The sequence below is a fragment of the Marinobacter gelidimuriae genome (genome assembly GCF_000372805.1).
GTDB lineage: Bacteria > Pseudomonadota > Gammaproteobacteria > Pseudomonadales > Oleiphilaceae > Marinobacter > Marinobacter gelidimuriae.
The window spans coordinates 24,619-36,014 of sequence record NZ_KB889885.1 but is presented as its reverse complement, the minus strand read 5'-3'; the positions used below and the strand labels follow the sequence as shown (position 1 = coordinate 36,014).

The following is an 11,396-nucleotide window of genomic DNA, read 5'->3' as shown; positions in this document are numbered from 1 at the left end:
CTGATTCTGTTTGACCGGGGCTATCCCGCCCACTGGCTCTTTGTCGAGCTACAGCGCTGTCAACAGCAATTCCTGATGCGCCTGACACTGACCCATTCCCGGGAAGTCCGCGCTTTTGTGGATTCCGGAAAAGACGACGACACCGTCTCCATGACGTGCCGGCACCGGTCATCCCGACGGGTCTGTGAGCAGTCCGGTGTGGATCCGGACACGCCTCTGCGGATCCGGCTGATCCGGGTGACGCTGCCCACCGGGGAAACGGAAGTGCTGGCCACCTCACTCCTGAACACCGAGTCCTTCCCCGCCGAACTCTTTGCCGGCCTGTATCACCGGCGCTGGGGCATTGAAACCGACTACCGCCGGCTTAAGCAAACCCTAACTCTGGAAAGCGTCAGTGGCCGGACGGTCTGCGCCGTACAGCAGGATATCCATGCCTGCCAGTTGCTCAAGAACCTGGCCCTGCTGATGCAGGCCCTGCAGCAGCCTGATATTGAGCGCAAAACCGCCCACCGAAAGCTGGCCTGGAAGGCCAACTTCACCCAGGGCGTATCCCGGCTGAAGCATACCCTCGTCGCCCTTCTGGTGCGGCCCAGCCGTGAGGCCCTGGATAACCTGTGGCGTCTGATGGGTAACAGCCTGAGTGCGGTTCGCCCCGGGCGGCGCTGCCCACGACGCCGAAAACGAAGCGTCACCAAAGGCTGTGAAGGGTACAAGCCGACTCGCTGACCGACACTACCCCCGACGGCGTTTAACAAGACTTCCCGACAGACTGTGCCAGCCACCGGTCGGATGGCGCTCGCCCTGAATAGTGCTGAAACCGCTCTGACACACCGGCAAATACCGTGTTGACGGTCTTTGGAGCTGATTTCGGGTTAGAATCTGATTTTAATCGCCTGTCGATTCAATCATAGGCTGTCTCACGATTGGTAATCTTGGTGACTCAGAGGGTCATGATGGACTTTTGGGGCTTAAGTTGATGACATTGGCTTGATGGGGGGGCGGAGTTGTTTTTGTCTTTCATCAAGGCCGGAGATAATAGCGAGCTTACTGTCTAACCCTTTTCTTTCAACGCGAATCAGTTTTCTCAACTTTGTTTTCTGCTTCCTCAGCGGTCAGCCACTGAATAGAGGGCGATGACTGCTCAAGGTGAACCACTCCGTTGAGGCTATCTGTGCTTTCCTCGCTGGCCCGGCGGAGAATCAAGGAATCTAATAGCTCCATGAGCATGAATTTGAAACCACTGTCTTTCAGCAGGGTATGGTCTCCGTCTTCAAATCGCCAAGTCGCACCGCCGATTCGTCCTTCATCCTCGTCAACAAAGAACACTAAGTCCCCGGTGATTGTTGTCTCTTTCAGCAACTGCTCAGCTAGCTGGAGCAGGCGATTCTGGGCGAAAGATTGATCAGGGTTCATAGTTTCCCAGAGTGCCTTCAACGCATGTGAGAACATATCGGGGTTGCGGTCTTTAATGTCCACCAGCAAGTCATGGAAAGATGATTTGGGCAGTAGCTCAACATCCTCAGCAAACATCGTGAACAAGCATCGTTTAAGGAAACTGGCGACGCGTTCAACGTCGTAACCGCTGTGTTCCAGAGATTTGGCGAGGTGGGCTAGCTTATTACTGACTTCTCAGGTTACTCGCGCAGCGTGTTTGCTGGGGTCTAGGCTGTCGGGGTCGAGCCACAAGCGGCGAAGCCCATCCTGTACTTCTGGATCTTTGAGGTCTTCCAGGCGGATTTCGTGACGGCGTGGATCAGGAAAGGCCACGTAGTTGCCGCCGGTGCGCGAGAACTCTGAGTAGGTGTAAATCGCGTTGCCAACATCTACCACTACGATAAAAGGCGGCCTGCCGTGCTCAACTTCCTCTATGGGAAGCCCCCGAACGTAACGCTCAGCTTGTGCAACGGCTGCATTGATAGCGTTCTGGTGGCTCCGAGTCGCCAGTTCTTTGCTTGTTTGTTTGCCTTCCAGTACGAAGCAGTCCCGACGGTAGAGGTCTATATATCGGCTCTCAGTGCTTCCATCGATTCGTTGAGATGGAATGAACCGCTCAAAAACATACGCGTTCTTGCTGGTGTCGCCTTTGCCTGGGTCGGGGTCAGGGAGCTTCAGCAGGGTGCAGAGGTCACCAATGAAAGTTTGAAAATTGGAGCGTTCACTGCCGCTGTTGTCTTTCCACTTATTGATGAAACTTTCTACTTCTTCAGCGGGCGCGATAGCATCCAAGCTACTACTCCTTAACAACGTAAAATTTTACGCAAGTATCCCGACTACCCGGAATGCGTTCAAGCACATGATGGTTTTACATTTGTGAGTTTTAGCCTGACAGCACTCATTCGCATGTTTTTACGAACAAAGAAGGAAATGTTTTCGTGGGTACTATTGGGGTACCAGCGTCAATAACGCTAATTTACACTCAACATTTTCAATAACTAACGTTCCAATTTAGAGTCCTGCCGAGGGGACCAAAATTATCCTGACACTGCGTCCGGCCGAAATCAAAGGCGTTTTTATACCCTTCGGTATAAACCATGTATTCTCCGTAATGGGCCGCCACGCACAACTGCAATATGTGCAACATCACGGGAGCAAACCTATATGGAAGTGGAGCTAATGCTCGGATTGGGAGCCGTTTTGGTCGTCGTTTTGTGCTTCGCTTGCAGAAAACCCAAGGCGACCGAGCCAAGTGACGTTTCAACACCGGCCGCGCCGAAACCGGATTCCCAAAAGCTGGCGCAGGTGCAATCCGGTTACCGCAGCGCTGCAGCCAAGCCCGTAGCGTCATCGCATCGCGAAGTGGTCGCTCCCGCCGGTCCGGACCTTGAGGACGACGGATTGGCAACCTTCACCATCTCGTTTGGCGAACCGCGGAACGAGCATAGCCAAAACACCACTCCCGGTCGCTGGGTCCGGCCGGGGGAGGCCACGGAAGTAGCCGGGTGCCGAATTACTGGCGGCAATTTTTATTTCGGTGGACGATTGAATGGCATGCATAGTTTTACGGAGGCCTCCCTCGTTGACGAGAGCTTTGGCATAAAGCGCGCCCCGATGGAGTTCTCGGACGATTCCCTGGGCTACTGGCCACGGTTTTCATCGTTATCACCGGACTGTCGCGGCGCCTACCTCAGTTGGCTCGCCAGTGACCGAATCAATCCGGCTATCCCTCTGGGGTATGCGTTTATCTACTTTTATGGGTTGGAGCGACGGGTTCTAATTGATGCGCAGTCTCCTGCAGGCATCGGTGCCCAGGAATATTCGGTGATCGCACGCGAGGTCCAACGTTTGCTCGATGTCTTTGGGGCCAGTCGCTCCTTTCGCACCTACGCCCGGCGCTTTGTGGAAGCCATAGCCGTTCTCAAGCCCGACCTGACGCCTCATGATGCGAATGGCGACGATCCCGTTCTATTTCCCAACACCGCAAAACTGCGCATCGCAAAGACCGTCTCTGCTGGAAAGCCGGTTCCGGCCGATGAGGCGCTGGCATGGCTGTACCTGTCTGGCTTTTCCCCGAAAACACCGGCCAGGCGCTGTCACGCGGAGTTTTCTGAGCTATTCAAAATCAGGTACGCGTCCAAGTTCGGTGAAGGTATGCAGGTCAAGCCGAACAAGACCAAGCTCAAACTTAGCTATCAACCCGCGAATCCGACGCTTGCCACTGTCCTCCTGAATACCCAAGACTTAAACGACCCGACCGTTTTAAGTGGCCCGGCGAAAAAGTTGGACGCGATTGCGGTAGCCTGCTCCCAGGAGCTGGAAGCCTATAGCCGGTATCTGGGCAAGAAGGGGGCCTCGCGAGAAGATATAGCCGGGCTCCTTTCCTTACCTGACGACTTACTCAGTGCTCGACCTCCTTCTGTTCTAAACGAGTTCAGAAACTGGGCCGATGAAGCGATTGCGGGCAGCGGGGGGCGGGTTAATTTCCTTGACCTGTGGTCCTGCCTGAACGATCCAGTGCCCGAAAAGGTGGGCAAGAAAGAGGCGTCTCTCATTCAAACGCTTGCGGAAAAGACTGGGTATGGTATTGCGCCGGACATGCGCTACCATCACACCAAACCGAGCAGCAATGGAACCGTGGTGCTCTTCGCTGGCGGGCATAGGGAGGGCTTTGAACCGTCTCCTGCCTACAACGAAGTAGCCATGACACTCCGCCTGGGCGCCTTGGTCGCAAAAGCTGATGGCAGCATAGACGAGGCGGAGGCGTCCATTCTGCATAATCTGGTCGACAGGCACGCGTCGCTTTCGCCAACCGAAAAAGCCTCACTGGGCGCGTATCTGAACTGGCGTCTGCACGACCGTGATGACATGACCGGCATGAAAGCTCGGTTGGGCGCTCTGGGCGAGCAGGAAAAGACGGCCATCAGCCGGGTGATGATCAATGTGGCCCTGGCCGATGGCGCCGTGGGCCTGGGTGAAATGACACAGATGGAGAAGCTGTACACTGCACTGGGGCTCGATAAAGGTTTACTGTCCAGTGATGTTCATTCCACGTCAACATCCAAGGGCTTCGCGTCCAAAGGCCGCGGTACGGGCACGCCGGATCCATCCGTCGCCCCTGCGTTCGAGCTGGATGAAAGCCGCCTGGCGCTGCACGAAACGGAAACAAAGGACGTCCAGCGCCTGTTGGGCTCTATTTTCGTGGACAGTGATGATGAGGGCGAAGCACCGGCCGGCGACACCGGCCCTCCTTCCGTATCATCGGGCGATGGCCTGGACGCAAAACATCTCGAACTCTACGAGCAGATGATTGCTAACGAGTCGTGGACCAGGGACGCGTTAGAAGGTCTCCGCCAACCTCTGGGCCTGATGGTGGATGGTGCCCTTGAGGCGATTAACGACTGGGCTTTCGACACGGTGGATGCCCCGGTATTTGATGAGGACGGCGACACCATTTACGTCGACCTTGAGATCGTTCAGGAAATAAGAGGGGCGCAGTCATGAAAGAGCAGCGAGTCAGACCGAAAGAGCGGGACGCGATTATTCAATCCCTCAGATCGGGCGTCACGCCGAAGCTGGGCATCCAACATATCCAGGTGGGGCGTTCCAATGAAATAGATGCCCTGCTCAAGGACATAGAGCGGATTATTGACGGCGGGTCGGCCTTTCGACTGATCATCGGTGAATACGGGTCCGGCAAGACCTTCTTTCTGAGTGTCGTGCGTTCGATTGCTCTTGAGAAAAAACTGGTGACGGTCAACGCGGACCTCTCCCCGGATCGGCGCATCCATGCCTCCAGCGGGCAGGCCCGCAACCTCTATTCGGAACTGATGCGCAACCTGGCTACGCGCAGCAAGCCTGACGGCAATGCCCTGACGAGTGTTGTGGAGCGATTTATTACCCAGGCGCAAAAGGAGGCTGAGGCGGAGCAGTCGAGTGTGGCGGATGTCATTCATGACAAGCTCTCCGCGCTGAGCGAACTGGTGGGCGGCTACGACTTTGCCAAGATAATTGAAGCGTACTGGTATGGGCATGAGCAGGGCGACGACACACTCAAGACCAACGCCGTCCGTTGGCTGCGCGCCGAATACGCCACCAAGACCGATGCGAGGAAAGACCTTGGTGTGCGGACCATTATTTCCGACACCAGTTTCTACGACTCGCTCAAGCTCATGAGCCTCTTTGTGCGCCAGGCGGGGTATATGGGCTTGATCGTCAACATTGATGAGATGGTGAACCTCTACAAGCTCAGCTCCACGCAAGCGCGAACGTCCAACTACGAGCAGATTCTTCGCATCCTCAACGACTGCCTGCAGGGTTCCGTGGAGCACCTCGGCTTCCTTCTGGGTGGCACGCCCGAGTTTCTTCTGGATCCGCGCAAGGGCTTGTACAGCTACGCGGCCCTTCAATCTCGGCTGGCGGAAAACTCATTCGCCAAGCGCGCTGGCGTAATCGACTATTCGTCCCCGGCCCTGCACCTGGCCAACCTGACACCCGAAGAACTGTACATCCTTCTGAAAAAGCTTCGCCATGTCTTTGCCGGTGGTGACCCCGACCAGTATCTGGTCCCGGATGCCGCCCTTAAGGCGTTCCTCCAACACTGCAGCAAGACCCTCGGTGACGCCTACTTCCGGACACCCCGCAATACCATTAAGGCATTCCTCGACATGCTATCGGTCCTGGACCAAAATCCCTCGATTCAGTGGTCCGACCTGGTGGAGAAAATCACCCTTGAGACGGAGCGCCCTAGCGACGTAGACATTGAGATCGTCGATTCGGACGATGCCGAGTCCTCGGACGATTTAGCCAACTTTAAAATATGATCGAGGAATATCAGCGACTGGATCCCCGAGTGCAGAAATGGGTCTTCCAGCAGGGATGGGCGGATCTGCGAGAGATCCAGAAACGCGCGATTGGACCAATCCTGGCGGGTGATACCGATGTGCTCATCAGTGCATCGACGGCCGGGGGTAAAACGGAGGCCTTTTTCCTGCCAGCCTGTACCGCCAGTGCCGACCAGCAGGAGGGCTTTAGCATCCTCTACATTAGCCCTCTCAAGGCGCTGATTAACGATCAATACCGGCGCCTGGAAGGGCTGTGTAAGATGCTGGACATGCAGGTGACCCCCTGGCACGGGGATACCCCACAGTCGCTGAAAAAACGAGCGAAGCGGGCGCCGTCCGGCATCCTGCTCATCACCCCTGAATCCCTTGAAGCCCTGTTGATTCTTCAGGCGGGCTGGGCCCGGGAGGCCTTTGCGTCCGTCCGCTATGTGGTGGTTGATGAATTCCACGCATTTATTGGGGTTGAACGGGGCCAGCAACTACTTTCTATTCTTACCCGGCTAGAACACCTGTTGGAGCGTCAGGCGAATCCAATCCCCAGGGTGGCGCTCAGTGCCACCCTGGGTGAACTTGATACGGTTCCTCTGTCTTTGCGACCAGATGGCAACATGCCGTGTAGCACGATCACCAATACAGAGGGTTTCTCCACTCTCAAGGTTCAAGTGAAGGGCTACCTCGACCCGGCCAATCTAAAGGCCGATGACCGCCGGAAACCCGCCGAACATCAGATTTGTGATGAGTTGTATCGTTTATGCCGGGGTGGCTCCCACCTGGTGTTCGCCAACAGCCGGCGTCGCACAGAGAGTATCGCCTCTCAACTGGCCAACTTCTGCAAAGAACGAGTCGTCCCTAATGAGTTCTTTCCGCATCACGGCTCGCTTGCAAAAGAGTTTCGCGAGGACCTGGAAGCCCGTCTGCAGAAAGACCTCCTGCCGACGACGGCTGTTTGTACCATGACCCTGGAACTGGGCATTGATATTGGCAAAGTGAATTCGGTGATTCAGGTCACGGCCCCCCACTCGGTGTCGAGCCTGCGCCAGCGCATGGGGCGCTCAGGGCGGCGCGGTGGTGCAGCTGTTCTATGGATGCTGATTGCCGAACGGGAGCTTTGCAGTGGCTTCAAATTAGTCGACCTGCTTCGCGTGCAGTTGGTACAGTCGCTTGCGATGATCCGACTGCTGATTTCCAACCGATGGTTTGAGCCTGCCGATACCTCTCAATTCCATTTTTCGACACTGGTTCACCAAATCCTTGCTACTACGGCCCAGTGGGGCGGCATTCGCGTCGACCAGCTCTATGCCCTGCTCTGCCGCACCGGACCATTCCAGGCTGTCACCACTGACCACTTTAAGCGCCTTTTGGCTCATATGGGCCGAACCACACTGCTCACGCAGATGGGCAGCGGCGAACTTGTGCTGGGTATTGAGGGCGAGCGAATGGTTAACCACTACAGCTTTTATGCGGTGTTCCGGACCCCAGAGGAATTTCGAATCATCAACGGCACAAAGGTGCTGGGCACCCTTCCTCTTGATACGCCCATCATTCCGAAGATGCACATTGTTTTCGGGGGGCGAAGCTGGAAGGTGACGGACGTGGACACCGACAAGCGCGTGATTCAGGTGATCGCGACCAAGGGCGGCAGCCCACCAGCGTTTGCCGGTGAAGGGCTCGGCGTCCACGATGTCGTGCGCCAGGAAATGTTTCGGATATACGCTTCCGGGGACTACCGAATTGCAGTCGGCACCGCCAAAGTTGATTTCCTGGACTCGACCGCTCAAGACCTCTTCCAGGAAGGGGCGACCTTTTTCCATCACAGCCACATGGTGTCCCAGCCGATCATTCAGCATGGGGCGGCCACTTACGTCTGTCCCTGGCTGGGCGACAAAACGGTGAATACCCTTGTTGCACTTCTGCTCCAGGGCGGCTTTGAGGCGGGGGCGTTCGCCGGGATCATCGAGGTGTCCGGAACTTCCGTTGAGCCTGTTTGCACCTTCCTGCAGGACGTTATGCGGCGCGGTGTACCGGCTGAAGTTGAGCTGGCGGACGCGGTACCGGAAAAGCACGTTGAGAAGTTCGATGAGTTTTTGCCGGCGGATTTGCTGAATGAGGGCTTCGGCCAGCGCGCGTTTGAGAGTCACGGTACCCAGGCGTGGCTTGAGGCGGTTCTTACGGATCAATGATCGATGCAGGGGTGGTCGTTAGAGGCGGGTAATTTTGCGGGTCTCTGTGTGGCTGGCATAACGCCTGGTCTACACAAAAAATACAGACCTCCGATTGGCGGGTAAAGGGTGCCTCTGCGTGTAACCCGGAACAGATTAGCGGGGAATGCTCTCGCCAAAATTCAGGCTTCGGCGAGAAGTCGTTTAGCCAACGACTTTTGAGCGAATCGAGACGCCCTGCTCTGGATTCACCCCACACCTGGCTTGGAGTGGGCAGCCTGCGGGAAATTAGATACGCTACTGCCGCCAGCCGCTTCTGCATAATGGTTATTATACAAGTTTATCGGTTCTATGTATAATTTATACATCGACTGATAAAAAGGAATAAATGATGGCGCGGGCACACTGGCATTTCCCGAGAACGGCTCTGGCGGAGCACTACCTCAACGTCTTCGATGTGGGGATCAGCTCACACCTTGCCTTTATAGCCCCCCGGCGCAAAGGAAAGACGGCCTTCATTCTGCAAGATTTGGCTCCCGCGGCACAGCAGCAGGGATATTTGTGCGTGTACGCCAGTCTCTGGGGTGATCCGAACGCCCCCCATGAGTCCATTGTGCAGGCGCTAGAGCAGGCCATTGACGCCTGTGCCAGTGAGTCAAAGATCAAGCGTATGCTGTCAAGCAAAGTGCGAAAGGCGGCCATCAGCAATGAAATGCTAGGGCGGGTCGAAGTGGAGTTCGCCAATAATCCAAAGTCGGCCGGAACTCGCGATCTGACACGCATTGACGATCTGGTTACGCAACTTGAAAAGGCTGCCAAGGACAGAACGATTCTGCTGCTGATTGACGAGATCCAGCATCTGGCGACAAGCGACGACTTCTCTGGGTTGGCACATAGCCTGAGAACGCTGTTAGATCGCAGGCAGGGGCGCGTGAAAAGCATTTATACAGGATCGTCCCGCCACTACATGCACTTGCTGATGAGCACTCAGTCCTCGCCGTTCTATCACTTCGCGAATCTGCACCGGTTTCCCGATCTGGGCGAGGATTTTTGTGCGTTTTTGCAAAACAAAATGGCCTCGGAATACGGGGTAGCTGTGGCGATGGGGTCGCTGGTCAAGGCGTTTGGTGATCTGGATCATTCCCCCTACTGGATGCAGCGGTTGGTTGAGCGGTTGGTCACGGAGAAATGCCCCCTGAGAGAGGCGATGAACTACACACTGGAGCTGCTGGATGCGGCGGAGGGGTTTGAGGAAACCGCTAAAACGATGAAACCAGTGGATCGACTGGTATTCCTTGAGCTGGCGGACAATGGAAACCCTTTCTCGCGGGCGCTTCTGAGTCGGATTGAGGCCCAAACGAGCAACAAGGGAATACCGGGAACCGTGCAGCGAGCCCTTGCGCGGTTGATGGAGGCCAGTCTTGTCAGTCAGATCAAAAAAGGCGAATACCACATCGAGAAACCGGGGCTGAGGCGCTATTTGGAGAAGCAGGTTGGCTCCGCCCCTTCGCGATAAAGGATACAGCTTAGGCCACAGCCGCTTAATCGTTGCCATTATCAGTAAAGCGCTTTAATAACGGCCGGTCGAAATCCAGGACCACCAAAACGCCATCCGCCACCGCAGATGAGCCATATCAGCGCAGTACAAACTACAAGTATGCGCGATCCACCCTTTACATAGTTCATTGCCCCGCTCCTTCTAACCCGATAGCGATAGCCTCCGAAGTACCCTCTCAATTACAGCTGACGCCGATGTTGCGATAAGGGGCGTTGTGGCTAGATGCTCAATGGCTGCCGGATAGGTGCGCTAACCCGCAAACTCGTCGTACGTATAATCCACGAAGTATTGTTAATAGGCTTTGTTATGAAGTGGTATGTCCTGCAGTGCAAGCCCGGTCAAGGAGATCGCGCTCTTATGAATTTACAAAATCAGGACATTCCCTGTTTTTATCCGAAAGTGATGGTGGAGAAACTGCGCTCGGGAAAGCGTAGTTGCAAGCTGGAAGCGCTGTTCTCGGGCTATATTTTTATCAATTTGTCACAATTGAATCCAGTCTGGCCAAAACTGCGTTCTACTCGCGGTGTGATAAGAATCGTTGGGTTCGGTGGTAAACCTCTGCCAGTTGAAGATGAAGTGATCGATCATTTGCGCGCGAGTCTTGACAAGGTTGCTTCCGCGGGTGGCATTAAAAGTGGCGACGATGTAGACGTTGCAGAAGTCCCGTTTGCTGGCATGCGGGCAATATTCCAATGTTACGATGGCGATGAGCGGGCAATTGTGTTGATTGAGTTCATGCAGAAAAGTCAGCGTATATCTGTGCCGATATCGTCATTAAAAAATCAGTAATAATTGATAATGCTTTAACAAAAACGTCAGAGTTTTTGGAATCTGAAGTGATTGTAAGTTTTAATACGCTAGATAGTTCATTAATGCTTTGATTTGGCGTTACTGATTCATTACTATTGATATTGGCATTTTGGTGGCCACATACAATTGGTATGTTGTCATCGTTCATATCAGGCAATTCAGACCTTAAGGTTTAAATTTCATGGCGAAAATTAACGACTATTATCAAAAGAAGCAGCTGATGGAAAAGCTGGCGGCAGAGCTGGAGAAGCTGGAAGAAGATCAAGCGCTGAAAAGCGAATTGGCGTTTGAAAACAAAGTCCGTGAACTGATGAGCGAATACAGCAAGTCGCCAAAAGACGTCCTGCAAATTCTGGCCGCGATTGATCCGTCCATTGCTTCGACATCAACCGCTACGACTGGCGGCGGAAATCGCGCCAAGCGTCCGGAAAAAACCTATCGCAACCCGCACACCGGCGAAGTGGTTAAAACCCGCGGCGGCAACCACAAGACGCTTAACGAGTGGCGTGAAAAGCACGGAAAAGAGGCAGTACAAAGCTGGCAGGACTAGTCTGCGAGTCATAATCTGTCTGCAGTCATAGTGGTTAACTG

General features: G+C 54.8%; 9 protein-coding genes. 7 read left to right on the top strand and 2 right to left on the bottom strand.

All coding sequences use genetic code 11. The features are described from left to right. Nucleotides 1-726 (top strand): transposase (locus A3OI_RS19750; protein ID WP_018404049.1); only part of this gene is annotated, 726 nt, incomplete at its 5' end. 339 nt (nt 727-1,065) lie between these two features. On the opposite strand, the gene A3OI_RS23145 is transcribed toward A3OI_RS19750, so the two are convergent. Together A3OI_RS23145 and A3OI_RS0109495 are read right to left on the bottom strand one after the other, a co-directional pair. Next, nucleotides 1,066-1,593: a type IIL restriction-modification enzyme MmeI gene (locus A3OI_RS23145; RefSeq protein ID WP_323806876.1), complete on the bottom strand. Its 528-nt coding sequence runs from the start codon at nt 1,591-1,593 to the stop codon at nt 1,066-1,068. Between the two features lie 36 nt (nt 1,594-1,629). Then, the gene (locus A3OI_RS0109495; protein ID WP_018404047.1) at nt 1,630-2,226 is read right to left on the bottom strand and encodes a type IIL restriction-modification enzyme MmeI; all 597 of its coding nucleotides are present in this window, start codon (nt 2,224-2,226) and stop codon (nt 1,630-1,632) included. Between the two features lie 372 nt (nt 2,227-2,598). On the opposite strand from A3OI_RS0109495, the gene A3OI_RS0109490 reads away from it, so the two are divergent. From A3OI_RS0109490 to A3OI_RS0109465, 6 genes are all read left to right on the top strand, one after another. Further along, nucleotides 2,599-4,938 (top strand): tellurite resistance TerB family protein, encoded by a 2,340-nt coding sequence (locus A3OI_RS0109490; protein ID WP_018404046.1) that lies wholly within the window; start codon nt 2,599-2,601, stop codon nt 4,936-4,938. Further along, nucleotides 4,935-6,257 carry an ATP-binding protein gene (locus A3OI_RS0109485; protein ID WP_018404045.1) on the top strand — a complete coding sequence of 441 codons (1,323 nt, stop codon included), beginning with the start codon at nt 4,935-4,937 and terminating at the stop codon, nt 6,255-6,257. Before A3OI_RS0109490 ends, A3OI_RS0109485 begins: the two co-directional genes overlap by 4 nt. Before the next feature lie 29 nt (nt 6,258-6,286). Then, the gene (locus tag A3OI_RS0109480) at nt 6,287-8,458 is read left to right on the top strand and encodes a DEAD/DEAH box helicase (protein ID WP_018404044.1); all 2,172 of its coding nucleotides are present in this window, start codon (nt 6,287-6,289) and stop codon (nt 8,456-8,458) included. Nucleotides 8,459-8,825: 367 nt separating this feature from the next. Beyond that, a complete protein-coding gene (locus A3OI_RS0109475) occupies nt 8,826-9,953 on the top strand; it encodes an ATP-binding protein (protein WP_228702938.1) in 1,128 nt (375 codons plus the stop codon). Nucleotides 9,954-10,301: 348 nt separating this feature from the next. Beyond that, nucleotides 10,302-10,784: a transcription/translation regulatory transformer protein RfaH gene (rfaH, locus tag A3OI_RS0109470; RefSeq protein ID WP_081622903.1), complete on the top strand. Its 483-nt coding sequence runs from the start codon at nt 10,302-10,304 to the stop codon at nt 10,782-10,784. Between the two features lie 202 nt (nt 10,785-10,986). Next, on the top strand, nt 10,987-11,355 hold the full coding sequence (locus tag A3OI_RS0109465) for a histone-like nucleoid-structuring protein, MvaT/MvaU family (RefSeq protein WP_018404041.1): 369 nt from the start codon (nt 10,987-10,989) through the stop codon (nt 11,353-11,355). Nucleotides 11,356-11,396 lie beyond the last annotated feature (41 nt).